Here is a 24,387-nt window from a genome sequence, read left to right on the forward strand (position 1 = left end):
CGAGACGTCGCATCTGAAAGAGGCCGCACCGTCGCGCCGCGACTCGATGCTGGCCAAGGTCGCCGACCTCGACGCGCAGCACGCGGTCGCCGTCGCCGGTGGCGGCGAACGGGCAGTGGCCCGGCACCGCGCCCGCGGCAAGCTGATGCCGCGTGAGCGGATCGAGCTGCTGATCGACCCCGGGAGCGCCTTCCTCGAGCTGTCCCCGCTGGCCGGCTGGGGCTCGGACTTCACCGTCGGGGCCAGCGTGGTCACCGGCATCGGCGTCGTCGAGGGGGTGGAGTGCCTGATCACCGCCCACGACCCGTCGGTCAAGGGCGGCGCCTCGAACCCGTGGACGGTGAAGAAGATCTTCCGCGCCTCGCAGATCGCCGAGGAGAACCGGCTGCCCCAGATCGCGCTGGTGGAGTCCGGCGGTGCCGACCTGCCGACGCAAAAGGAGATCTTCATCCCGGGCGGGAAGCTGTTCCGCGACATCACCCGCTCCTCGGCCGCGGGCGTGCCCACGATCGCGCTGGTCTTCGGCAACTCCACGGCCGGCGGCGCCTACATCCCCGGGATGAGCGACTACACCGTGATGGTCAAGGACCAGGCGAAGGTCTTCCTCGGCGGTCCGCCGCTGGTGAAGATGGCCACCGGCGAGGAGTCCGACGACGAGTCGCTCGGGGGTGCGGAGATGCACGCGCGTACGTCGGGGCTCGCGGACTACCTCGCGGTCGACGAGCACGACGCCATCCGGATCGGGCGGCGGATCGTGGCCCGGTTGAACAAGGACCGGGCTTTCAGTTGTGACGTCTCGGCGGGTTCTGGGCTTTCAGATGGGACGTCTCGGCGGGGGGTTGGAGGGTTCGTGGAGCCGGCCGGGAGCCCAGAGGAGCTGCTGGACCTGATCCCGAGCGACCTCAAGGAGCCGTTCGACCCGCGGGCGGTGGTCGAGCTGGTCGCGGACGGGGTGTCGGCGGGCAACTCGGTGGTCTTCGACGAGTTCAAGCCGCTCTACGGCCCCTCGCTGGTCACCGGGTGGGCGAAGATCCACGGCCACCAGGTCGGCATCCTCGCCAACGCCCAGGGCGTGCTGTTCGCCGAGGAGGCGCAGAAGGCCACCCAGTTCATCCAGCTGGCCAACCAGATCGACGTACCCCTGCTGTTCCTGCACAACACCACCGGCTACATGGTCGGCAAGGAGTACGAGCAGGGCGGGATCATCAAGTACGGCGCCCAGATGATCAACGCGGTCAGCAACTCCAAGGTGCCGCACATCTCGATCATCATGGGCGCCTCCTACGGCGCCGGGAACTACGGGATGAACGGCCGTGCCTACGACCCGCGCTTCCTGTTCACCTGGCCCAGCGCCAAGTCCGCGGTGATGGGCCCTGCCCAGCTCGCCGGCGTCCTCTCGATCGTGGCGCGGGCCGCGGCCGAGGCCAAGGGCAAGGCGTACGACGAGGACGGTGACCGCGGGATGCGCGAGTTCATCGAGGCCAGCGTCGAGGAGCAGAGCCTGCCGTTCTTCCTCTCCGGGATGCTCTACGACGACGGCGTGATCGACCCGCGCGACACCCGCACCATCCTCGGCATCTGCCTGTCCGTGATCACCGCCAACCAGCCCGTCAAGGGCGCCGACGCCTTCGGCGTCTTCAGGATGTGAGAGACATGATCACCCGACTGCTCGTGGCCAACCGCGGCGAGATCGCCCGCCGGGTCTTCGCCACCTGCCGGTCCCTCGGGATCGAGACCGTGGCGGTGCACTCCGACGCCGACGCCGGCCTGCCGTTCGTGCGGGAGGCCGACTTCGCCGTACGCCTGCCCGGCAACGCGCCTGCCGAGACCTACCTCCGCTCCGACCTGATCCTCCAGGCCGCACGCAGTGCCGGCGCGGACGCGATCCACCCCGGCTACGGGTTCCTCTCCGAGAACGCCGGGTTCGCCCGTGCCGTGATCGAGGCCGGCCTTACCTGGGTGGGTCCCACGCCCGAGTCGGTCGAGGCGATGGGCTCGAAGGTCGAGGCGAAGCTGCTGATGGCCCGGGCCGGGGTACCGGTGCTCACCGAGCTCGCGGCGGCCGAGGTGACCGAGGCCGACCTGCCCGTGCTGGTCAAGGCCTCCGCCGGTGGTGGCGGCCGCGGGATGCGGATCGCGCGCTCGCTCGACGTCCTCGCCGATGAGGTCGCCGCGGCCCAGGCCGAGGCCGCCTCGGCGTTCGGCGACGGCACCGTGTTCATCGAGCCCTACCTCGAGCACGGCCGCCACGTCGAGGTCCAGGTCGTCGGGGACACCCACGGCGGCGTGCTCGTCCTCGGCGAGCGGGACTGCTCCTTGCAGCGTCGCCACCAGAAGGTCGTCGAGGAGGCCCCGGCCCCAGGGCTTTCCGAGGAGGTGCGCGCGACGCTGCACGAGGCGGCGCGCAAGGCCGCTGCCGCGGTCGGTTACGTGGGTGCGGGCACGGTTGAGTTCATGGTCTCGACAAGCTCGACCCCCGAGGGAGCGAGCTCGACCACCGGGGGAGCAAGCTCGACCACCGGGGGAGGCCGCGCGTTCTTCCTGGAGATGAACACCCGGCTCCAGGTGGAGCACCCGGTCACCGAGGCCGTGTTCGGGATCGACCTGGTCGCTGCGCAGCTCGCCGTCGCCGAGGGGGCACGCGTCGACTCGCTGGTCGCGGCGCCGGAGCCGCGGGGGCACGCGATCGAGGTGCGCCTGTACGCCGAGGACCCGGCCGCGGACTACCAGCCGCAGAGCGGGCTCCTCGAGACCTTCGAGATCCCCGGCGTCGACGTGGAGTTCGGTCAGTTGTCCGGACCGGGCGTGCGGCTCGACTCGGGCTTCGAGTCGGGCAGCGAGGTCGGCACGCACTACGACGCGATGCTGGCCAAGGTGATCTGCTGGGCGCCGACGCGCGAGCAGGCCGCCCGACGGCTCGCCGGCGTCCTGGACCGGGCCCGGCTGCACGGCCTGGTCACCAACCGTGACCTGCTCGTCGCCTCACTACGCCACGAGTCCTTCCTGTCCGGGGACCTCTCCACCGACTTCTTCGACCTCCACCCCGAGGTGCTCGCCGGTCGTCCGGTCGACGTGGACTCGGCTGCCTTCGCCGCGGCGGTGATGCTCGCGGAGCAGGACCGGGGGGAACGTCGCGTGCAGCAGGCCGCGCCGATCGCCTGGCGCAACGTGGTCTCCCAGCCGCAGCGCACCGTCTTCGACGCCCCGGGCAACGCCGTGGACGGCGACGGCATCGTCGTGGAGTGGTACGGCGGCCGCGACGGCCTCCGGCACGCGACCCGCGAGGACGTCGTGGTCGTCTCGTCCTCGACGACCGCCGTCGTGCTGGAGATCGACGGCGTCCGGTCCAGGTACGACGGGGCGCACGGCTCCGGCGGACGAGGGGCTGCCCGTCAGCTCCACGTCGACGGCCCCTCCGGCTCGCTCACCCTGGTCGAGCGGCCCCGCTTCGTGGACCCGGCCGATGTCGTGGAGGAGGGATCGCTGCTCGCCCCGATGCCGGGCACCGTGATCGCCGTACCCCACGGGGTCGGCGCCCAGGTCACGGCGGGAGAGCCGGTCCTGGTCCTCGAGGCCATGAAGATGCAGCACACGATCACGGCTCCCACCGACGGCACGCTCAGCGAGGTCGCCGTCGCCGTGGGCAGCCAGGTCGCGGCCGGCGAGGTCCTCGCCGTCGTGACCCCACCCGAGTCATCTGCCACCACCACCGAGGAGAACAACTGATGAGCACCTTCACCGAGTCCGACGAGCGCCGCGAGCTGCGCAAGCAGGTCCGCAAGCTGGCCTCCAGCTATGGACGCGAGTGGTTCGCCGAGAAGGCCCGCAAGGGTGAGAAGACGACCGAGCTGTGGCAGGAGATCGGCCGCACCGGCTACCTCGGGATCAACATCCCCGAGGAGTTCGGCGGCGGTGGCGGCGGCCTCGGCGACATCGCCGCGGTCTGCGAGGAGCTCGCCGCCGAGGGCTGCCCGCTGCTGATGATGGTGGTCAGCCCGGCGATCTGCGGCACCGTGATCAGCCGCTTCGGGACGCCCGAGCAGAAGCAGCGCTGGCTCCCCGGGATCGCCGACGGCTCCAGCACGATGGCGTTCGCGATCACCGAGCCGGACGCCGGCTCGAACTCGCACCGGATCACCACGACGGCTCGTCGCGATGGTGACGAGTGGTTGCTGACCGGACGCAAGATCTACATCTCCGGCATGGACGAGGCCGACAACGTGCTTGTGATCGCGCGCACCGAGGACGCGAAGACGGGCAACCTCAAGCCGTGCCTGTTCGTGGTGCCCACCGACGCCGCCGGCCTGGAGTACCAGCCGATCGCCATGGAGATCGTCAGCCCCGAGCTGCAGTTCCAGGTGTTCATGGACGACGTGCGGCTGCCCTCCGACGCCCTCGTCGGCGACGAGGACGCCGGGATCATCCAGCTCTTCGCCGGACTCAACCCCGAGCGGATCATGGCCGCCTCCTTCGCCACCGGCATCGCCCGGCTCGCGCTCGACCGCGCCACGGCGTACGTCAAGGAGCGCCAGGTCTGGAAGGCCCCGCTGGGCGCCCACCAGGCGATCGCGCACCCGCTGGCGGAGTCGCACATCGAGATCGAGATGGCGCGGCTGATGACCCAGAAGGCGGCGGCGCTGCTGGACGCGGGCGACGACGTGGGTGCCGGCGAGGCCGCGAACATGGCGAAGTACGCCGCTGGCGAGGCGTGCGTGAACGCCGTCGACCGGTCGGTGCAGGCGCTGGGCGGCGCGGGGATCACCCAGGAGTACGGCATCGCCGGGCTGCTGGTTGCCTCGCGGGTGACCCGGATCGCGCCGGTGAGTCGCGAGATGATCCTGAACTTCGTCGCGATGCACTCCCTCGGCCTGCCCAAGTCCTACTGAGGAGGAACCGATGACCGACGAGCTCGTCCATCTCGGCGTCGACGGGGCGGTCGCCTCGATCACGCTGGACTCGCCGCACAACCGCAACGCGCTCTCGCGGCGGCTCGTCACCGAGCTGCTCGACGCGCTCGACCGGGCGGAGGCCGACCCTGCCGTGAGGGTCGTGCTGCTCCGCTCGGCCGACCGGGTGTTCTGCTCAGGCGCCGACCTGGCTGAGGCAGGCGCGGGCGGGATGGAGGACGGCACCCGGGCGCTGGTGGCGCTGCAGCGACGACTGCTGACCCACCGCTGCCCGGTCGTCACCCGCCTCGCCGGCCCGGTCCGGGCCGGCGGGCTGGGCATCGTCGCCTCCAGCGACGTCGTGGTGTGCAGCGAGGAGGTCACCTTCGCGTTCACCGAGGTGCGACTGGCGCTGGCGCCGGCGGTGATCTCGCTCAGCGTGCTCCCGCGGCTCACCAGCCGTGGGGCCGCGGACACCTTCCTGACCGGCCGCAGCTTCGGCGCCGCCGAGGCGGTCGCGATGGGCCTGGTCACCCGCGCGGTCCCGGCGGAGTCCCTCGACGAGGCGGTCCTCGCCGTCTGCACCGACCTCGCCCAGGGTCACCCGCAGGGCCTGGAGGAGACCAAGGCGCTGCTCGCCGCCCCCGTGGTCGCCCACCTCGACGCGAACGCCGAGGCCATGGCCGCACTCAGCGCCCGGCTGTTCGCCTCGGACGGCGCCAAGGAGGCGATGGCGGCGTTCCTGAACCGGGGGAAGTAGGGGCCGGGAGGCTGCTGCTGGTGGTCGCTTGCGGCGGTCCCCCGGTTGCCACAAATGCTGGCGAATGACAGTCGTCTGGCCGCTCACGATGACTTTTCCCAGCAATTGTGGGCTGCGGATCGCCCGCACTGCGTGAGATCCACCCCAGCGACCCAGCCGCCCGGGCCCGTTCGTCCGGGCTCCCGTTCGCCTCCGCGATCGGGCTCCTGATCGCCGGGGTGTGGCTCGCCGTGGGCCGGAGCGCGATCACCCAGGCGTGAGGGGGCGGCATCTCCCCGCAATTGCTGGGAAATGGCAGTCGCCTCGCTGCGAGACGTGACATCTGCCAGCAATTGCGGGGAAGTGGCCGCCCCGCAGCCCCCTCACCCCAGCCAGCGCCCGAGCCGCTCCAGCCCTTCGGTGATCTCCTCTGCGCTGCCGGCGAAGGAGATGCGGACGAACTCGTTGCCGCGGCGGGTGTCGAAATCGATGCCCGGGGCGGTGGCGACCCCGGTCTCGTCGAGCAGGCGCAGGCACCACGCGTGCGAGTCGGTGGTGAGGTGGCCGATGTCGGCGTAGACGTAGAAGGCGCCGTCCGCGGGGGCGAGGCGGTCGATGCCGAGGCGGGGGAGGCCGTCGAGGAGCAGGGCGCGGTTGGCGGCGTACCTCGCGACGTGGCCGTCCAGCTCGGCGTAGGACTCCGGGGTGAAGGCCGCGATCGCGGCGTACTGGCTCAGCACCGGCGGGCAGATGGTGAAGTTGCCGGCGAGGACGTCGATCGGGCGGCGCAGGTCCTCGGGGACCAGCATCCAGCCGAGCCGCCAGCCGGTCATCGAGAAGTACTTCGAGAACGAGCCGAACACCACCCCGGTGCGCGAGGTCTGCCAGGCGCTCTGCGACTGGGAGCCGTCGTAGGTGATGCCGTGGTAGATCTCGTCGCTGACCAGCCGGACGCCGCGGTCCTCGCACCAGCGTGCGATCGCGGCGAGCTCCTCGGCCATCAGCATCGTGCCGGTGGGGTTGGCCGGGGAGGCGATCACCAGGCCCGCGACCGGGCCCTCGATCGCGTCCAGCTGCTCGACCGTCGGCTGGAACCGGGTCTCGGGGCCGCACTCGATCTCGACGACCTCGCAGCCCAGGGCCGTGAGCACGTTGCGGTAGCAGGGGTAGCCGGGCCGTGCCATCACGACCCGGTCGCCGACCTCGAAGGCCGCGAGGAACGCGAGCAGGAACCCGCCCGAGGAGCCCGTGGTGATCACGACGTCGTCGGAGGTGACCTCGATCCCGCTGGCCCGGCGGTGGTGCGCGGCGACCGCCTCCCGCAGCGCGGGTACGCCGGTGGCCACCGTGTAGCCCAGGGTCTCCTCGTCGAGCAGCCGCTTCGCCTCCTCGCGCACCCCCGCCGGGGCACCGGTCGAGGGCTGACCGGCGACGAAGTTCACCAGGTCGCCGTGGCTGAGCTGGCGCTGCTGCGCCGCCGCGAGCAGGTCCATCACGTGGAAGGGAGGCACGTCGGCACGCTGCGCCACCTGGAGTCGAGAGGTCATGGGCTCAGGCTAGGCGGGCGGCATCGGGCATGTAACGCGGTGTTATGGACGGTCGGAGCCCGGCAGGAGCCTTGATGAGCGTCCATAACCCCGATTTACATGCGGGTCAGATGGTTCCGCCCCCGGTCGCGAGGTGGAACGCGGGCTTCGACAGAGCGGGTACGGCGAGCACGCGCGGCCTGCGACCGATGGAGGCCTCGGCCTCGCGCAGCGCCTCCTCGACGGTGGGCGTCGTGCGGGCGCCCATCGCGCGGGCCAGGTCGGGGCGCTTGGCTCCGGCGATGTAGACCGCGCTGGAGTGGTCGCGGGCGATGCCGCCGACGTAGATCATCGAGAACGCGTGGAACGGGTGGTAGCCGTAGTGGTGGCGGTAGCGGTAGACCCACTCCGGGTCGGTCGCCAGCGTCTCCTGGTGCGCGACCATGTCGGCGGGGTGCTGGCACTGCTGCAGCAGGTCGAAGGCGGCCTTGTACGGCGGGAACTCCAGGTCGTTGAACCAGCCGTCGCACACCGCCGCCGCGATCACGATCGGCCGGTTCACCAGCGCGCGCTTCGCCCGCACGAGCGAGGACCCGATCGCCTGCATCATCAGGATCGGGTTGCTGCCCATGCCCGGGCCGTAGTGGAAGTTGCGGGGGATCCCGACCACCAGCACGTCGGCGGGCTCCTCGGTCACCACCAGGTCCGTGCGCTGGCTGGCCAGCGGCCACGTCGCCTGCTCCACCTCGGGGATCAACCCCGCAGCGACCCCGAGCTGGCGTGAGCGGGAGTCGAGCACGGCGTCGACGGTGAAGAACGGCTGGCTCATCCGCGCCTCCATGCCCTGCCCGATCGCGGTCAGCTGGTCCCGGAAGTGGCTGCGCGTCGAGGCCGGCACGAAATCGTCGCGGTACAGCGACTTCGGCGCGTGGTGGGAGGCGATCGAGCGCCACGAGGTGAGTCCGGTGGCCGGCATCTTGTAGCCGCCGCTGAAGCCGCCGTACGGGTTCCCCGCCGTGTGCCCGATCATGATCGACAGGTCCGAGTCGACGACCGCGCTGTTCACCTGCACCGGGTCGCCCAGCGCGGAGAGCCCCAGGTCGGCCATCCCGGCAGGGTCCTCGGCGTCGTGGTTGACGACCTGGTGGGCGGGGAGCCGGTCGAGGACCTCCTGGCCGAGGTAGTCGAGGAACTCCTCGCGCCGGTTCTTGCGGTGCAGCCCGATCGCGCAGACCAGCCTGATGTCGGAGGTGCGTACGCCGGCCGCCTCGAGCTCGTCGAGGAGCAGTGGGATCACCACCTTGCGGTGTGCCGTGGCCTGGGCGCCGCCCTTGACCCGGTCGGGGAAGGCGATCGTCACCGTCGAGCCGCGCTTGACCAGGTCGCCGATCGGGCCGGTGCCGAGCGGGTTCGCCAGCGCCTCACGGGTCGCGGCCACCGGGTCCGCCAACGGGGTCGGCTCGTGGTGGGTGAGCAGGTGAGCGTGGTCCGGGGAGATCACGGTCGTGTCGTCCGGAAGCTCGACGTCGACGTGTCCGTCGCCGTACTCGATGGCGAGTCGCATGCAGTTTTCCTCTGGGTGGGCCCTATTGTGCACTGAAATTGTTGTATATCAGGGGGAGGCATTGGTGCTGGTCACCGTACGGCGCGTGGTGCTGCCCATCCTCGGGGTGGCGCTGGTCCTCGGCGCATGGTGGGCCGTGGTGGCATCCGGGCTCGTCGACGACACTCCCACGCCCGGCGCCGTGTTCGAGCGCATGTGGGAGGGGATCCGCTCCGGCAAGCTCCTGGTGGACATCCGGCTGAGCGTGCTGCGAGTGCTCATCGGCGTGACGATCGGCTGCGCCGCGGCGGTGCCGGTCGGGTTCGCGCTGGCTTGGTTCCCCGTGGTGCGCAGCATGTTCAACCCGCTCGTCAGCTTCTTCCGGGCGCTCCCGCCGCTGTCCCTGATCCCGCTGGTGATCGTCTACCTGGGGATCGGTGAGTCGGCGCGGATCTCGCTGCTCGTCTACGCCGCGTTCTTCTCCGCCGTGATCGTCATCTACGAGAGCGTTGCCGCGGTCGACGACGTCTACGTGCGTGCGGCCAGGGCGCTGGGTGCCAACCAGTGGGAGCTGTTCCGTCGAGTCGTCGTGCCCCTCACGGTGCCCCAGATCTTCGTCGGGGTCCGGGTCGCGCTCGGTGTCTGCTGGGCCACGGTCGTCGCAGCCGAGCTGGTGGCCTCCCAGCGTGGCCTGGGCTGGATGATGCAGGATGCGGCGTCGTACTTCCGCCAGACCGACGTCTTCGTCGGGATCATCCTGATCGGGCTCTGCGCCGTGGCGATGGACCGGATCCTGCAGGTGGCGATGTCGCGGATGGTCCGCTGGCAGGAGCGGGTGGCCCGATGAACCATTCGATGAATGACACCACCGCACAACGGATCCGCTTCGAGGGAGTCGACCTGGGCTTCGGGCGAGGCAAGAAGCGCCTCGAGGTCCTCGACGGCGTCTCCTTCGGCGTGGGCGCCGGCGAGTTCGTCAGCGTCCTCGGCCCCAGTGGCTGCGGGAAGTCCACCCTCCTCAACCTGGCCGCGGGCTTCCTGAGACCTGACTCCGGCCTGGTCGAGGTCGACGACGACGTGGTCACCGGACCGGACGCGCGGCGGGGGGTCGTCTTCCAGCAGTACGCGATCTTCCCGTGGCTCACCGTGGAGAAGAACATCGCGTTCGGCCTGACCCTGCGTGGCAACAAGCGTCCCCGCGCGGAGATCGCTGCGGTGGTGGCGAAGTACGTCGACCTGATGGGCCTGCGCGGCTTCGAGAAGGCGTTGCCGAAGACACTGTCGGGCGGAATGCGCCAGCGGGTCGCGCTCGCTCGCGCCTACGCCACCGACCCCGACGTGATGCTGCTCGACGAGCCGTTCGCCGCGCTCGACGCGCAGACGCGGGAGTTCATGCAGGAGCTGCTGCACGAGACCAGCCAGCAGGACGACCGAGCAGCCATGTTGATCACCCACTCGGTGGAGGAGGCGATCTACCTGTCCCACCGGATCGTCGTGCTCACCAACCGGCCCACGCACGTTCACGAGATCGTCGACGTCGACGTCCCGTGGCCGCGGACGCCGGAGTCCCGCACCTCGCCCGCCTTCATCGAGCTGCGCAAGCACCTCGAGGAGGCGATGCGGTCGATGACCCTGCGTGCCCAGGCGCGCACCGACAGCTATGTCCCCCTGACCCCGCACGACCACAGAGAGAAGGAACGACGATGAGATCCATGCGACGACTGACCGGGACGTTCCTGGTTGCCCTGCTCGCCCTGCTCCTGTCCGCGTGCGGTGCCCTGGACGAGGGCGGTGACGACTCCGGGGCGGCGAAGGCCGAGTCCGGGGCGAAGGTGGTCAAGGTCGGCTACCTGCACACCATCGCCGTCGACGACAAGCTCTGGCTGGGCCAGGCCGAGGGCCAGTGGGCCGACGCCGGGCTGAACATCAAGCCGACCGCGTTCGCCACCGGCATCGAGCTCAGCCAGGCGCTGGCCAGCGGTGACCTCGACGTCGCGATCATGGGCGGCGTCACCTCGAACTTCCCGGCCCAGGGGCAGGGCAAGATCTTCATGCTGAACTCCCGCGAGACCGCCACGGCCCGCCTGTTCGTGCAGAAGGACAGCGGCATCAAGTCCGTCGCGGACCTCAAGGGCAAGAAGGTCATCACCACGACCGGGACCACCGCGGACATCTACCTGCACCGTGCGCTGACCAAGGCGGGCCTGACCCGCACTGACGTGGAGGTCGTGAACGCCAAGATGCCCGACGCCACGACCGCCTTCATCGGCGGCAACGTGCCGGCCATCGCCTTGTGGGTACCCTTCGACCTCCGCGTGAACGAGGCCGCCAAGGGCGCCAAGGAGATCGACAACGCCGGCAACTACCCCGACGCGGGTGTCGGCGACGGCTGGATCGCCAACAACGACTGGTACGCCGAGAACAAGCCCACGATCAAGAAGCTCATCGGTGCCTGGCTGAAGGTCAACGAGGCCTTCCGCGCCGACCCCGAGGGCTCGCTGAAGAAGGTCCACGAGATCGGCTACAAGGAGGACGCGAAGCTCTCCGACCTGCAGCACCAGGTGGAGTTCCAGAAGGACTACACCAACGAGGAGTGGCTCGCGGCCTACGAGAACGGCGATGTCTTGAAGTGGGTCGGTGATGCCGAGAAGGCCTACGTCGAGCTCGGTGGCGTGCCGGAGTTCGTCGACCCCAAGGAGTTCTTCGACACCAGCCTGTTCATCGAGGCGGCCAAGTCCCAGTGAGGACAGCCCAGTGAGTTCTGTTCCCAACACTGACGGCCCCGCCCGGGTGTTCCCGGTCGGGGTCGTCGGCCTCGGCGCGATGGGGCTGCCGATCGCGCGCACGCTCACCGGCGTGAGGTCGGTCCGGGCTTACGACGCGGTCCCGGCCGCCCGTGAGCGCGCGGCCGGAGACGGAGTCACCGTCGCCGCCTCGGTCGCCGAGCTCGCCCAGGAGTGCCGGACCATCCTGCTGTCGCTGCCGTCGGCCGGGATCGTCGAGCAGGTGGTCGAGGAGATCGCCGCCTCCGCGCCCGGACGTCTCATCCTCGACACCAGCACGATCGGGCCCGACGACACTCGTCGGATCGCGGCCCTCGCCCTGGCGGCGGGGACGACCTACCTGGACACCCCGGTGCTCGGTCGTCCCGAGGTGGTCGGCGCGTGGACCATCCCGATGGGCGGTCCCGCTGCGGCGTACGTCGCCGTGGCCGACGTGTTCGAGCCGTTGGCCAAGAAGGTGGTCCACGTCGGGGACGTCGGTGCGGCCGCCACGCTGAAAGTCGCCAACAACCTGATGTTCAGCGTGATCAACGCGGTCACGGCCGAGGCGCTGCTGCTGGCGAAGGCGGCCGGGCTCGACCCCGGTGTCTTCGTGGACACCGTCGTCGACTCCGGCGCCGCCACGGTCAGCGGGCTGTTCCGCTCGATCGCCCCGCGAGCCGTGGACGGCGACTTCACCCCGACGTTCTCCCTCGACCTGGTCCGCAAGGACAACGACCTCGCCGTCCAGCTCGCCGCGGGCCTCGGCCTCGAGCTGTCGGTGGGCCTGGCCGCCCGTGAGCTGCACGACCGGGCCGTGCTCGCCGGCCACGGCGCCGAGGACTCGGTCGCCGTGCTCCGGCTCCTCGAGGAGGAGTTCGGCCAGCAGGCCCGCCGGGGAGCCGCCGACTAGGCAGCACCCGACTCCTGCTTGCAGCGCAGGGCGGCTCTAGAACATGTCGGGGCACCACGGATCGCGCGACCAGCCGAATGCTGCCGAGGCGGCGGCCACGGCGCCGGGGGTGTGCTCGGTGACCCGGCGGACGCGGTGCAGCTGGTCGAGGGGTACGCCGCCGAGGTAGACCGTCCCGAGCTCGCGGATGCCCATCGAGAGGTCCGGGTCGGTGTCCACCCGGGTCACCTCGGCGGGTGACCCGTGCGATCCGGCCCGCACCCGGTAGCAGCCGGTGTTCGCGGGCAGGAGCGGGTCCTCGACCGCGATCACCACGTCCACCGGCGCGGCGTACTCGCGCGCGGCGAGGGCGGTCGCGACGTCGACCACCCGGACGTAGAGGCTGTCGGTGATCGAGGTCCGCACCGCCCGGGCGTCCGCGACCAGGTGGCGCAGCGGCTCGTCGGTCGCCCCGTTCCACCACTGGAAGGTCCGCGCCAGGTCGAGGTCGAGCAGGTAGCGCCACAGGCCGGCGTACGCCTGCGGGTCCTCGGCCCACAGGTCCTTGATCTGGACCTCGCCCTCGGGGTCCTCCCCGAACTTCTCCTTGAACCGGTAGGTCGCGAACCCGTCCGGGTCGCCGGCCTCGCCGTAGTGCAGGACGTAGTGGAGCTCCGAGGACCCGCGGCGGGCGAACTCGAGGTCGAACAGGGCCAGCTGCCATGCCGTGTCGTCGCGACTCATCGTCCCCGGGCGCTCCTTGCGCATCGCCTGGTGCAGGGCGGGTGCGGCCGCCAGGTACTGCTCCCGGCTCACCTCGTCGCTCGATCCCGCGATGGCCGTGCCGGGCAGGTACCCGAGGCTCCGGGTGCTGCCGGACAGCACGCTCCTGCTGACGGCCGGGCCGTAGCCGAACCGTCCGTAGATCAGGGACTCCGAGGCCCACAGCGCGGCCAGCGGTTCGCCGCGCCCGGCCACCTGCTCGAGCTGGTGGCGCATCATCGCCGTGAGCAGCCCGCGCCGGCGGTACGGCGGGTGCACGGTCACCACGGTCACGGCCGCCACCGGGACCTGGGCCCCGCCGGGCACCGTCAGGCTGCGGGCGAAGTCGGCGCAGGTCGCGACCCAGCGCGGGCCGGCCTTGAACCCGAACGTCCGGTCGTTGTCGAACACCGCGCGGTCGAGGTCCAGCGTCTCGGGGTGGTAGGTCTCCTGGAACCCCCGCGAGACCGCGGCGCAGTACTCCTGGAAGCTCGCGTCGGTGACGTTCTCGAGCCGGGGCTCGACGAGGTGGGGAGCGGCGCTGGGCTGCTGCGCGGGTGGGTTGGCCATCCCCTCATTCCAGCCGAGGACGACCGTGGCTCCAAACCGTCACCGCTCGCGGGACCGGGTGAGGCCGTGCAGCGGGCACACCGAGCCGGTGCCCGCGCACGCGTCGCAGTCGACGTGCGGCAGGCGTCCTCCCTTGCAGACCACGCAGTCGACCAGGAAGCGCGAGCACTCGCCACACCTCAACAACGTCCCCCCTCTCGTTGTCCTGATGAACCTAGGTCGTTGTCGGGGAGCCGGGGCATCCCCGATTTGGGTGGATCGCGCAGGACGGAGCTCAGGAGGCGGCGTGGCGTCCGGCCCGGCGGCCGAAGTAGGAGCCCTCGGCCAGTTGGGTCCCGGAGGCGTAGCTCTTGCCGTCCTTGGCGATGTTGACCGCGCATGCGCCCGCGGCGTACAGCCCGGCGACCACGGAGCCGTCCTCGCGGCGCACCTCCCCGTCCACGCTGACGCTGAGACCGCCCATGGTGAACCCGGCGTACATCGCCTTGCCCAGGGTCAGGTCGTAGGCGCCCCACGGCCCGGTGTCCTGCGGCTCGAGCCAGTCGGGGTGCTTGTGGAACTCGGGGTCCTCCTTGCGCGCCGCGTTCTGGTTGTACGCCGCCAGCGTCGCCTGCAGCGCACCCTCAGGGATACCGAGTCCCTGCTCCATCTCCTCGGGCGTCTCCCAGCCGTCGATGAACGGGCACAGCGGGAAGTCGGGGTGCTCGATGTGGTTGGAGTCCACGATCAGGTACGCCGCCTGGCCGGGCTGGTCCATCACGAAGCCGGAGGTGCGCGAGTGGTAGGAGTCCTCGGCGACGAACCGGTTGCCCTCCCTGTTCACCACCAGGCCGGTGACCAGCTTGGAGGGCGGGTAGAACGGGGCGGTGATGAACGCCTGGTCCATGCACCGCAGCTCGCCCCCGACCGAGGCGCCGAGCCGGATGCCGAGGCCGTCGTCGTAGGTCGAGGCGAGCGGGAACAGCTTGGAGCCGAGCTGGGGGGTGAACTCCTTGACCATGGTGTCGTTGCCGACGTACCCCCCGGCCGCGATCACCACCGAGCGGGCCCGGATGGCGCCGCGCTCCTCGAACCGGCGCCAGGCGACGCCGACCACGCTGCCGCCACCCTCCGGACCGACCATCACGACCAGCTGGCTGGCGCCGGTCTCGTAGCGCACCTCGACGCCGGCCTTGGTGAGCTGCTCGGCCAGCAGGTCGAGCACGATCTTCGCGCCGCCGGTGTCGCCGGGCTTGGGGACCTTGTGGCCGCGCGGTGCCGGCTTGGCGAGGTCGCGGAACGGGTGCACCTTCTCGTTGCCGGTGAACATCAGGCCCTCGGTGCCGGGCTGGATCACGGCCTTCTTCTCGTACAGCGAGCGCTCGAAGGTCATCCCGAGCGCCTCGATCCACTCGAAGTGCTCGACGCTGTCCTCGCAGAACGCCCGCACCTTGTTCTCGTCGGGGTCCAGGCTGACCGCCATCAGGTACTTGAACATCTCCTCGGCGGAGTCCTCGACGCCGACCGCCTGCTGCACCGCGGTCCCGCCGCCGAGGTAGAAGTGACCGCCGGCCATGGCGCTGGTGCCGCCGTACTCCGCGGCCCGCTCCAGCAGGATCACGCGGGCGCCCGCGCGGGCGGCCTCGAGCGCCGCGCACGCGCCGGCGATGCCGAAGCCGACCACGACGACGTCGGTCTCGTCGCTCCAGGCGTCCACGTCGGCTTCGGGGAGCGGTGCGGGGAGGTCGAGGCTCATGGGCGGAGTGTAGAACAAACTAGAACAAGTTCTAGCAGGCTGGTCGCCGCAGGTGCGGACGTCGGGCAGCCGGAGGCGTCCGCTCAGGCGCCGAACCAGCCGTCGTCGCGCGCCATCCTCGCCACCGAGATGGTGTTGGTGACCTGGCGGCCGAGCTCGCGGTACTTCAGGCAGGCGTTGTTCAGGTGGCTCTTGACGGTCTCGGGGCTGATCCCCAGCCTGCTGGCGATCTGCTTGTGGGCCAGGCCGTCGTCGACGGCCTGGAGGATCTCCACCTCGCGGGGGGTCAGCCCCGCCGTCAGGCCCGGGTCCTCGAGCAGCGCCTGGGCCAGGGTGCTGGAGACGACGTACTCCGCCGTGCTGATCGCCAGCAGCGCCTCGCGCAGGGACTCGGGCCGGTCGCTCTTGAGGACCAGTCCGTTCGCACCGGCGGCGACGGCGTCACGGAGCAGGACCGGGCTCTCCTCGGAGGTGTGCAGCAGGACCTTCGCCCCCCACTCCCGCAGGCTCGGGATCGAGGGTGTGGACAGCACGTCGTCGCGCCCGAGCCGGAGGTCGAGGACGACCACGTCCGGTGCCGGGTCGCGCTCGAGGTCGAGCTGGCTCACGTCGTCGTAGGACCCCACCACCGCGAACTGCTCAGGGTGCTCGACTGCCAGCGCCTCCACCCCACGCCGCATCGTGGGGTGGTTGTCGATCACGACCAGGCTCGTCCGGCCGGGGTAAGGGAGAGAGGTCACGATTACGTCATACCTGCTCGGCGACCGCACGGGGATCCCCACTCAGGGGGACGTCGGGGAAGCGCACCACGGTCACGAACCCGTCGCCCGTGATGAAGGCACGCGGGGGGAGGCCCGCGACCTGCGCCCGCACGGCCGCGGGGAGGGCAGGGACCACCGCCAGCCGCAGCTCGTCGGTCCCGGGCTGAGCCGAGATCGTGAGCCGGTACGACGGCGGGAGCGTCTCGACGAGGCCACGCAGCACCCGGCCCGAGGTCCTCTCGGAGGCACCGGGGGCGACCCCCGAGCGGACGACCACCTCGCCGCCGCCTCGGCGGTACTCGGTCACCAGCTCGCGGAGCTCGCCGTCGAAGAACCCGGGAGCGTAGAGGTCGTCGCGCGCCTCGAGGCCGAGCAGCCGCGCCCGCTCCCGGGCGGCGGCCGAGGTGCAGTCGGCGCCACCGGACGCGACCTCCTCCAGCCACGGCAGGATGCGCTCCTCGGTGTGGTGGAGGTACTGGCTGCGCGCACGCGCGAGGTACTCGACCTGCTGCGTCTCCCGGTGGGCGCGGACGACCCGGGCGCGCTGGCCCTCGGTCTGCGCCGCGGAGCGGCGCATCAGCGCGCCGGTGCCGGCTGCTGCGCCGGGACCGAGCACGGCCGGGGTGAAGCAGCCGAGGGCGTCCAGCACCTCGACCTGCGGGTCCAGCGCCGTCGCCAGCGCCACCACCGCGAACACGGGGATGATCAGGAGCGGTGCGTATCGCACCGGGGCCACGCAGGCGAAGAAGAGCAGCGGCAGGCACGCGAACCCGACCACGAAGGACTCGATCGTGGCCATCGCCCCAGGACCGGCGACCCAGAGTCCGGTGGCGGTCGTGACCGCCATCGCCAGGCCCCACCCGGTCAGCCCCAGCAGGCTGGGCGCCCCACGCTCCAGCTTGCCCCTCGCCACCATCGTCGCGGCCACGAGGGCGACCACGACGCCCGGCGTCGCCCACTGGTGGGCGGTCCAGTGCCCGGCGGTGCTGAGCATGACGCCCCCGGCGACCGTGACCTGGGCCGCGAGCATCGGTCCGGCCACCATCGCCAGGATCGACACCCCTCCCGTCGACGTCATGGTGAGGGCGTACGCCCGTCGGATCCGGTCGTCGTGGGTCTCCTCCGAGGCGTGCCAGCGGAGCCGCACGCGCGTGCCGGCACCGTTCCTGCCCGGTCCGATCTCCGCGCTGCCCCCCACCTGCTCCATCCGGCGGAGGACGGACTCGCTGAGGCCGTAGCCGTGGGGGGCCTCGGCGGGCAGCCCCCGCCCCTGGTCGGTCACCTCCACCCCGATGCCGCGTGAGGTGGCGTGCAGGACGAGCTCTGCCCGGCCCACTCCCGAGTGACGTGCGACGTTGCGCAGCGACTCGCGAGCCGCGCCGACCAGCGCGTCGAGCACGTCCTCGGGGACGCCCTCGCGGGGAGCCGAGACGTGGAGATGCGTCTCGACCGGGATGCCGGCGTCGCGTGTCATCGCCGCGGCCAGCCGCCGCCAGGACTCGGTGCGGCCGGCGTGGTCCCTCACGGCTCGGCCACCTGCCCGCGGACGGCCGCGACTGCGTTGCCGGCGACCTGGCGGACCTGGTCCTGCCGCTCAGGGGGCAGGTCGGCGATCGCGCGCAGCGCGCTGATCACCTCGTCGTGCAGGAGCCGTCGGACAGCACTCCCGGAGGTCTGCTCGAGCTCGCGCAGCGCGGCCGCGATCTCCAGCGCCGTCGCCTGCTCCGCCAGCTCGTCGCGCAACCGTGAGCTGCGCACCAGGGCGCCCAGGAAGGCGATCCCGGCGATGCACATCCCGAAGTCCAGGATCACCAGGCCGGCGACGGTGGCCACCGAGTCGCCGGCCCCGACCCAGTACACGAGCAGGTAGGTCGGGGCGGAGAGGGCGAGCACCCACCGCGCGACCCGCGGGTGCAGGTTCGCCACGACGGCGAGCAGCCACAGGGTGAGCACGAGGTGACCCGTGAAGCCGGGGCCTGGACCGGTGGGATCGGCGGAGGGCACGATGACGACCACCGCGATCCCCGCTGGGACCAGGTCTGCGACGACCACGGGACCACGCAGGAAACGTACGGCGCTGATCCCCAGCAGGGCGCTCGCGGCCGCGGCTGCCAGCCGGTCCGGGGCCAGGGCGAGCTGCCACGTCCCGGAGAGGCAGACGACCCCGGACAGGAGGAGCAGGCCACCGAGCATCCGGTTGAGCCCGCTGCGCAGGGCAGTGGACGCAGGCCCGTCGCCCGCGGTCCACAGCAGCCAGGTCCCGGCCATGTCCAAGGATCGTGTCAGCGCACGGGGCCACGCGGAAGCAGCTGTCCAGAACGCGTCGGGGGCCGCGGGGCCGGTACCCTCACCGAAGTGGCAGGCCACCTGCCCGCCACGTCGTCCACCGCCGGTCTCGGTTCCCCCGCGACCATAGACTTCGGGCACTCCGCCACCGACCGCCGAGGGCCCTCATGACGCTCGACGTACACACGCTCGACCAGGCGCTCCTGGTCGGGACCGGTGTGCTCCTGCTGGGCATCCTGGCGGTGCGGCTCAGCGTGGGTGTGGGCCTGCCCAGCCTGCTGCTCTACCTGCTGATGGGCGTCGCCCTGGGCTCCTCGGGCCTGGGGCTGAAGTTCGACGACGCCGAGCTCGCCCATGCGCTCGGGTTCGCGGCCCTGATCCTGATCCTGGCCGAAGGCGGCCTCACCACCCAGTGGCCCGAGATCCGCCCGGTGATGCGCCTCGGGGTCTCCCTGGCCACGGTGGGCGTCGCGGTGAGCGTGATCGTGATGACGGTCTTCAGCCACTACGTCCTCGGCCTGAGCTGGCAGCTCTCGGTGCTGCTCGGGGCGATCACCTCCCCGACCGACGCGGCGGCCGTGTTCTCCGTGCTGCGGCGGGTGCCACTGCCGCGCCGGCTCACCGGTTCCCTGGAGGCCGAGTCAGGACTCAACGACGCGCCGACCGTGGTGCTGGTGACCCTGGTCAGCGTCGGCGGTGGTCACGGGGTGCTCGGCTTCCTCGGCGAGATCGTCCTGGAGCTGGGCGTCGGCGTCCTGGGCGGGCTGGTGGTGGGCTTCGGTGGTGCCTGGCTGCTGCGCCGCTCGGCACTGCCGAGCTCGGGCCTCTACCCGCTCGCCGTGCTCTCCTTCACCGTGCTGGCCTACGCCGGGTCGGCCGCTCTCCACGGCTCGGGCTTCGCGGCGGTCTACGTCGCGGCGCTGATCCTGGGCAACGCCGACCTGCCGCACCGCGCGGCCACCCGGTCCTTCTCCGAGGGGGTCGCCTGGCTGGCCCAGATCGGGCTGTTCGTGATGCTCGGCCTGCTGGCCACCCCGAGCCGGATCGACTTCAACACCGTCCTCACCGCCGTGGTCGCCGGGCTGGCCCTGACGTTCCTGGCCCGGCCGATCTCGGTGGCCGTCTCGGCCCTGGTGCAGCCGATGCGCGCGCGCGAGCTGGCGTTCATCTCGTGGGCGGGACTGCGGGGGGCCGTCCCGATCGTCCTGGCGACCATCCCTCTCTCGGAGGGGATCGACGGTGCCACGCAGCTCTTCGACATCGTCTTCGTCTTCGTGGTCATCTACACCCTGCTCACGGCTCCGTCGCTGCCCCTGGCCGCGAAGCTGCTCCGGGTTGCCCGGCGCAACGAGCCCCGCGACCTCGAGGTCGAGGCCGCGCCGCTGGAGCGGGTGGCGGCCGACCTGCTGCAGCTGACGATCTCCCCGGAGTCGCTGATGCACGGTGTCGAGGTGGGCGAGCTCCGGCTCCCGCCCGGTTCCTCGGTGGCTCTGATCGTGCGGGCGGGCAAGACCCTGGTGCCCGAGCGGCGTACGGTCCTGCGCCGGGGTGACGACGTCCTCGTGGTCACCCCCCGCCGGGGCAGGGAGGCCACCGAGCAGCGCCTCCGGGCGGTATCGGTGGGCGGCCGCCTCGCGCAGTGGTACGGCAAGCAGGCGCCGAGCTGAGGGCTCGGGCCCGCTCCGGTCTCAGTCGACCGGGACGCAGGTCTCGACCGGCTCGGCCAGCCGGATCTTTCGCGGCGCCTTCGGGTCGAGTCCGCGGAAGCGGTCCCCGACGAGGACGTCGACCCCCGGGCCGAGATCGGTCTCGGTGATCTCCACCTGGACCCGGCGCCCGAGGGCGCGGGCCACCAGCGCGGCGGCCGGGTCGTCCTGCTCGGTGGTCCAGACGACGGCACGGGGGACCTCGGCGCTCTGGGGCGCGTTGCCCGCGTCGCCGGCGCGGAAGCCCGCCGCCTCGACCCGGGCCAGCGTCGTGCTGGCGAGACCCTTCTTGGTGCCGGCGTTGAAGACGCTCACCTGGACCTCGCTGCGCCGCAGGAAGTCCTGCACCTCCTTCTCCACCTCCGAGCAGGTCTCGACCGCCGTCGGCCGGTCCACCGGCTGGGTCAGGGCCTGGAACCCCACGACCGCCATCGCGACGAGGACGGCCACGAGGACCGTCATGGTCACCGCCGTGGTCAGCTTGCGCCCGCGCACCGCGATCAGTCCCCCGCCACGAAGACACGTGCGTGCAGCACGTGGCGCTGCTGGAGGGCCGCCCGCAGGGCACGGTGGAGCCCGTCCTCGAGGTAGAGGTCGTCGCGCCACTCCACGACATGGGCGAACAGGTCGCCGAAGAACGTGGAGTCCTCGTCGAGCAGCGTCGCGAGCTGGAGGGTGTCCTTGGTGGTCACCAGCTCGTCGAGGCGGACCGGGCGGGGAGGGAGGGACGCCCACTCGCGGGGCCCGAGTTCGTGGTCCGGGTACGGACGTCCGTCCCCCACGCGCTTGAAGATCACGCCGCCACCCTATCCAGCGACCGGTCCCCGGCCGGGCTCCTGACCAGGACCCGAGGCCGGATCTGCTCCGATCGTGGCCGTTGAGTGGTAGAAGCATCGTGTGACCCACGACGACATCGAGCAGATCAAGCAGCTCAAGTACCGCTACCTGCGCACCCTCGACCTCAAGCAGTGGGACGAGTACGCCGAGTGCTTCCTGCCCGAGGTGACCTGCGACTACGCGGGGCTCGTCTTCGAGAACCGCGACGCGCTGGTCTCCTACATGCGGGAGAACCTCGGCGAGGGGCTGATCTCGATGCACCACGCCCACCACCCCGAGGTCGTCGTCGACGGGGACGAGGCGACCGGGGTCTGGTACCTCGAGGACAAGGTGATCGTTCCCGAGCTCGACTTCGTGCTCGAGGGGGCCGCGTTCTACACCGACCGCTACGTGCGTACGCCGGACGGCTGGCGGATCGCGCACACCGGCTACCGGCGTACCTATGAGATGAGCATGTCAACGGCCGACCTGACCTCCTACCAGGTCAAGCGCGGCACGGCGTACGACGCCTGAGCGTTGTGGCGGCTGGTTAGTGTCGAGCACGTGGTCCCACCTCGCCTGATCGCCTCGTCCGCCACCCGTTCCGTCCAGCGCAGGCTGGGCCTGGCACTGCGCTCCCGGGTCGCCGGGGACGACGCCCCCGAACGGGCGCGGAGGATCTGGGGCAGCGAGGGCGAGCGCTGGTTCACCAGCGAGGACCCGATCTGGCGGGTGAACGCCGACGCGGCGATGTTCCCCGGCGGCATCTGTGCGCTGCTGCTCCAGTCGCTGCACCCGTCCGCGATGGCCGGGGTGGCCGGCCACAGCGGCTACAAGGGCGACCCCTGGGGGCGGCTGCAGCGCACCAGCCACTACCTCGCCGTGACCACGTTCGGCACCGTCGCCGACGCCGAGAGGTCCATCCAGCACGTGCGCTCGGTGCACCGGTTCGTCCGGGGGACCGACGAGCGGGGCCGTCCCTACGCGGCCGACGACCCCCACCTCCTGCGCTGGGTGCACGTGGCCGAGATCTGGTCGTTCCTGCGCGCCTTCCAGGCCTACTCGGCCCAGCCGCTGACCCCGAGCGAGGCCGACCTCTACGTCGAGCAGGCCAACGTCGCGGCCACCCTGCTCGGCGCCACCGACCTGCCGAGCACGGTCGCCGAGCTCGACGAGGTGATCGCGGCGTACCGCCCCGAGCTGGCCAGCACGGCGGCCGCGCGGGAGGCGACGAGGTTCATGCTGCTGAACCCGCCGGTGCCGCTGGTCGCACGGCCGGGGTACGCACTGATCTCGGCCGGCGGCGTGGCGCTGCTCCCGGCCTGGGCCCGGACCGGGCTCCGGCTGCCGGTCTACGGTCCGGGCGTCGCCCTGGCCTCGCGGGCAGGCTCGCTGTCGACCTCCCTGGTGCGGTGGGGGATGGCCGGGCTCGAGGACCGGGCGCCCGGGGCCACGGCCGACCGAGCCGGCGCCGAGGTCACGGAGCAGGCCTCGCGGTGAGCGCGTGGACGCAGCTCACCCGGGGACCGGGGCGGGGCCGGAGCCTGCGCAACCTGGCCGCCACCGGAGCCGCTGCCGGGGTGAGCGCGGCGCTCGGCGCTGCGGCGACCACCCCTGACAGCGACTGGTACGCCGGGCTGGACAAGCCGTCCTGGGACCCGCCGCCGATCGTGTTCCCGCTCGTCTGGACGCCGCTGTACGCCGACATCGTGGTGACCACCGCCGCCGCGCTGACCATCCTCGAGGGTGAGGGCCGCAACGACGAGGTGGCCGCGCTGCGACGGGCGCTCGCGACCAACCTGGTGCTGAACACCGGCTGGAGCGTGCTGTTCTGGCGGGTGCGCCGGCCGTGGCTCTCGTCGGCGTGGTGCGGTGTGCTCGCTGCCCATTCGGCGGCGCTGACCCGGCGGGTCGCCGCGGTGGATCCGGCGCTGGGTGCCGCGCTGGCGCCGTACCCGGCCTGGTGCGGGTTCGCCACGGTGCTCAACAGCGCCATCGCACGGCGCAACTCCTAGCCGAACCCGCCGCACCCTCGGGCCCCCTCGCCAACACCTGGGCCCAGTGGTTAGGTGACACGAGGAACCCCATCGGAGGAGAGCGACATGACGAGCACAGCCGAGACAGTCTTCACCTACGGCGCCCCCCAGCTGAAGTTCGGCCCGGGCGCCTCGGACGAGATCGGCTACGACCTCTCCCAGCTCGGTGCGTCCCGCGTCCTGGTGGTCACCGACGCCGAGTTCGCGAAGACCGGGCTGCCGGGCCGGGTCGCGGAGCAGATGAGCGGGTTCGGGATCGAGGCCGTGCTCTACGACGGTGCCCGGGTCGAGCCGACGGACGAGAGCATGCGCGACGCCATCGCCTTCGCCCGCGACCAGGGCGACTTCGATGCCTACGTCGCGGTGGGCGGCGGGTCCAGCATCGACACCGCCAAGGCGATCAACCTGTTGATGAACAACCCCGGCGAGCTGATGGACTACGTCAACGCACCCGTCGGGGAGGGCAAGGCGCCGGTCAACGTGCTCAAGCCGCTGGTCGCCGTACCCACGACCGCGGGGACGGGCGCGGAGAGCACCACGGTGTGCGTGCTCGACGTGCTCAGCCTGAAGGTGAAGACCGGGATCAGCCACCCCCGCCTGCGGCCCGCCCTGGCGGTGATCGACCCGGAGCTGACCATGACCCAGCCGCCGATGGTGACGGCGTCCTCGGGGATGGACATCCTCTGCCACGCGCTGGAGAGCTACACGGCGCGCGCCTACACCAGCTATGACAAGAAGCGCCCCGAGCAGCGGGTCCCCTACTGCGGCTCCAACCCGATCGCGGACATGTGGTCGGAGAAGGCGATGCGACTGCTGGGCGAGTCCTTCCGCACGGCCGTGCACGAGGGCGACAACCGCGAGGCGCGCACCAACATGGCGCTGGCGGCCACGTTCGCGGGGATGGGGTTCGGCAACGCCGGGGTGCACATCCCGCACGCCAACGGCTACCCGATCGCGGGCCGGGTCACTGGCTACCACCCGCCGCAGTACCCGGGCGACGAGGCGATGGTCCCGCACGGGATGTCGGTTGCCCTGACCGCACCCGAGGCGTTCCGGTTCACCTTCGAGGCCTCGCCTGAGCGGCACCTCCGGGCGGCCCACCTCCTGGACCCCTCGGTCGATCCCGAGAAGGGCGACGAGAACACCCTGGCCGACGTGGTGATCTCCCTGATGCACGACATCGAGATCCCCAACGGCATCGCGGCGGTGGGCTTCGAGGCCGCGGACATCGACGACCTCGTCGAGGGCAGCATGAAGCAGCAGCGCCTGCTGGCGACCTGCCCCCGCGACGTGGACGAGGACGTCCTGGCCTCGGTGTTCCGAGGCTCGCTGCAGCTCTGGTGAGCCCCGGGTCGAGGGCCGAGTCG

General features: G+C 71.4%; 23 protein-coding genes. 14 read left to right on the forward strand and 9 right to left on the reverse strand.

The window, feature by feature from the left end:
* The first annotated feature begins 46 nt into the window (after positions 1–46).
* From AC4BGC_RS18755 to AC4BGC_RS18775, 5 genes are all read left to right on the forward strand, one after another.
* On the forward strand, positions 47–1,648 hold the full coding sequence (locus tag AC4BGC_RS18755) for an acyl-CoA carboxylase subunit beta (RefSeq protein ID WP_490557101.1): 1,602 nt from the start codon (positions 47–49) through the stop codon (positions 1,646–1,648).
* Between the two features lie 5 nt (positions 1,649–1,653).
* Positions 1,654–3,726, forward strand: a complete 2,073-nt coding sequence (locus tag AC4BGC_RS18760; RefSeq protein ID WP_490557102.1) for an acetyl/propionyl/methylcrotonyl-CoA carboxylase subunit alpha — start codon at positions 1,654–1,656, stop codon at positions 3,724–3,726.
* A complete protein-coding gene (locus AC4BGC_RS18765) occupies positions 3,726–4,886 on the forward strand; it encodes an acyl-CoA dehydrogenase family protein (protein ID WP_490557103.1) in 1,161 nt (386 codons plus the stop codon). The genes AC4BGC_RS18760 and AC4BGC_RS18765 overlap by 1 nt, the downstream gene beginning before the upstream one ends.
* Positions 4,887–4,896: 10 nt before the next feature.
* On the forward strand, positions 4,897–5,646 hold the full coding sequence (locus AC4BGC_RS18770) for an enoyl-CoA hydratase-related protein (protein WP_490557104.1): 750 nt from the start codon (positions 4,897–4,899) through the stop codon (positions 5,644–5,646).
* 107 nt (positions 5,647–5,753) lie between these two features.
* The gene (locus AC4BGC_RS18775) at positions 5,754–5,906 is read left to right on the forward strand and encodes a hypothetical protein (RefSeq protein WP_490557105.1); all 153 of its coding nucleotides are present in this window, start codon (positions 5,754–5,756) and stop codon (positions 5,904–5,906) included.
* Positions 5,907–6,008: 102 nt separating this feature from the next.
* Here AC4BGC_RS18775 and AC4BGC_RS18780 read toward each other — a convergent pair whose 3' ends face one another.
* Positions 6,009–7,172, reverse strand: a complete 1,164-nt coding sequence (locus AC4BGC_RS18780) for a pyridoxal phosphate-dependent aminotransferase (RefSeq protein ID WP_490557106.1) — start codon at positions 7,170–7,172, stop codon at positions 6,009–6,011.
* Positions 7,173–7,278: 106 nt separating this feature from the next.
* Positions 7,279–8,715 carry a lactate racemase domain-containing protein gene (locus AC4BGC_RS18785; protein ID WP_490557107.1) on the reverse strand — a complete coding sequence of 479 codons (1,437 nt, stop codon included), beginning with the start codon at positions 8,713–8,715 and terminating at the stop codon, positions 7,279–7,281.
* 64 nt (positions 8,716–8,779) lie between these two features.
* Between AC4BGC_RS18785 and AC4BGC_RS18790 the strand changes: the two genes are divergently transcribed.
* From AC4BGC_RS18790 to AC4BGC_RS18805, 4 genes are read left to right on the forward strand one after another with little or no spacing between them, the layout of a single operon-like run.
* Positions 8,780–9,541, forward strand: a complete 762-nt coding sequence (locus AC4BGC_RS18790) for an ABC transporter permease (RefSeq protein ID WP_490557108.1) — start codon at positions 8,780–8,782, stop codon at positions 9,539–9,541.
* Positions 9,542–9,549: 8 nt separating this feature from the next.
* The gene (locus AC4BGC_RS18795) at positions 9,550–10,401 is read left to right on the forward strand and encodes an ABC transporter ATP-binding protein (protein ID WP_490557109.1); all 852 of its coding nucleotides are present in this window, start codon (positions 9,550–9,552) and stop codon (positions 10,399–10,401) included.
* On the forward strand, positions 10,398–11,438 hold the full coding sequence (locus tag AC4BGC_RS18800; protein ID WP_490557110.1) for an ABC transporter substrate-binding protein: 1,041 nt from the start codon (positions 10,398–10,400) through the stop codon (positions 11,436–11,438). The genes AC4BGC_RS18795 and AC4BGC_RS18800 overlap by 4 nt, the downstream gene beginning before the upstream one ends.
* Positions 11,439–11,448: 10 nt before the next feature.
* Complete coding sequence (locus AC4BGC_RS18805) at positions 11,449–12,369, forward strand: NAD(P)-dependent oxidoreductase (RefSeq protein WP_490557111.1); 921 nt, start codon at positions 11,449–11,451, stop codon at positions 12,367–12,369.
* Between the two features lie 36 nt (positions 12,370–12,405).
* On the opposite strand, the gene AC4BGC_RS18810 is transcribed toward AC4BGC_RS18805, so the two are convergent.
* The 5 genes from AC4BGC_RS18810 to AC4BGC_RS18830 form a co-directional block, all read right to left on the reverse strand.
* On the reverse strand, positions 12,406–13,680 hold the full coding sequence (locus tag AC4BGC_RS18810; RefSeq protein WP_490557112.1) for a GNAT family N-acetyltransferase: 1,275 nt from the start codon (positions 13,678–13,680) through the stop codon (positions 12,406–12,408).
* 274 nt (positions 13,681–13,954) lie between these two features.
* Positions 13,955–15,415, reverse strand: a complete 1,461-nt coding sequence (locus AC4BGC_RS18815; protein WP_490557113.1) for an FAD-binding protein — start codon at positions 15,413–15,415, stop codon at positions 13,955–13,957.
* Between the two features lie 83 nt (positions 15,416–15,498).
* Complete coding sequence (locus AC4BGC_RS18820) at positions 15,499–16,155, reverse strand: LuxR C-terminal-related transcriptional regulator (protein ID WP_490557114.1); 657 nt, start codon at positions 16,153–16,155, stop codon at positions 15,499–15,501.
* 7 nt (positions 16,156–16,162) lie between these two features.
* Positions 16,163–17,701 carry a sensor histidine kinase gene (locus tag AC4BGC_RS18825; protein WP_490557115.1) on the reverse strand — a complete coding sequence of 513 codons (1,539 nt, stop codon included), beginning with the start codon at positions 17,699–17,701 and terminating at the stop codon, positions 16,163–16,165.
* Positions 17,698–18,444, reverse strand: coding sequence for a hypothetical protein (locus AC4BGC_RS18830; RefSeq protein WP_490557116.1), 747 nt, complete (start codon positions 18,442–18,444; stop codon positions 17,698–17,700). The genes AC4BGC_RS18825 and AC4BGC_RS18830 overlap by 4 nt, the downstream gene beginning before the upstream one ends.
* A 185-nt stretch (positions 18,445–18,629) precedes the next feature.
* Between AC4BGC_RS18830 and AC4BGC_RS18835 the strand changes: the two genes are divergently transcribed.
* A complete protein-coding gene (locus tag AC4BGC_RS18835; RefSeq protein WP_490557117.1) occupies positions 18,630–20,129 on the forward strand; it encodes a potassium/proton antiporter in 1,500 nt (499 codons plus the stop codon).
* 21 nt (positions 20,130–20,150) lie between these two features.
* On the opposite strand, the gene AC4BGC_RS18840 is transcribed toward AC4BGC_RS18835, so the two are convergent.
* Both AC4BGC_RS18840 and AC4BGC_RS18845 read right to left on the reverse strand, forming a co-directional pair.
* Entirely contained in the window at positions 20,151–20,663 is a 513-nt protein-coding gene (locus AC4BGC_RS18840) for a LytR C-terminal domain-containing protein (RefSeq protein WP_490557118.1), read from the reverse strand.
* Between the two features lie 5 nt (positions 20,664–20,668).
* Entirely contained in the window at positions 20,669–20,965 is a 297-nt protein-coding gene (locus tag AC4BGC_RS18845; protein ID WP_490546856.1) for a type II toxin-antitoxin system VapB family antitoxin, read from the reverse strand.
* A 100-nt stretch (positions 20,966–21,065) separates the two neighbouring features.
* On the opposite strand from AC4BGC_RS18845, the gene AC4BGC_RS18850 reads away from it, so the two are divergent.
* The 4 genes from AC4BGC_RS18850 (at position 21,066) to AC4BGC_RS18865 (ending at position 24,364) form a co-directional block, all read left to right on the forward strand.
* Entirely contained in the window at positions 21,066–21,518 is a 453-nt protein-coding gene (locus AC4BGC_RS18850; protein WP_490546855.1) for a nuclear transport factor 2 family protein, read from the forward strand.
* A gap of 30 nt (positions 21,519–21,548) precedes the next feature.
* The gene (locus AC4BGC_RS18855; RefSeq protein ID WP_490557119.1) at positions 21,549–22,484 is read left to right on the forward strand and encodes an oxygenase MpaB family protein; all 936 of its coding nucleotides are present in this window, start codon (positions 21,549–21,551) and stop codon (positions 22,482–22,484) included.
* Entirely contained in the window at positions 22,481–22,999 is a 519-nt protein-coding gene (locus tag AC4BGC_RS18860) for a TspO/MBR family protein (protein WP_490557120.1), read from the forward strand. Before AC4BGC_RS18855 ends, AC4BGC_RS18860 begins: the two co-directional genes overlap by 4 nt.
* An 87-nt stretch (positions 23,000–23,086) precedes the next feature.
* Positions 23,087–24,364 (forward strand): hydroxyacid-oxoacid transhydrogenase, encoded by a 1,278-nt coding sequence (locus tag AC4BGC_RS18865; protein ID WP_490546852.1) that lies wholly within the window; start codon positions 23,087–23,089, stop codon positions 24,362–24,364.
* The last annotated feature ends 23 nt before the right edge of the window (positions 24,365–24,387 follow it).

It is taken from the genome of Nocardioides sp. Z38_18, assembly GCF_058215695.1.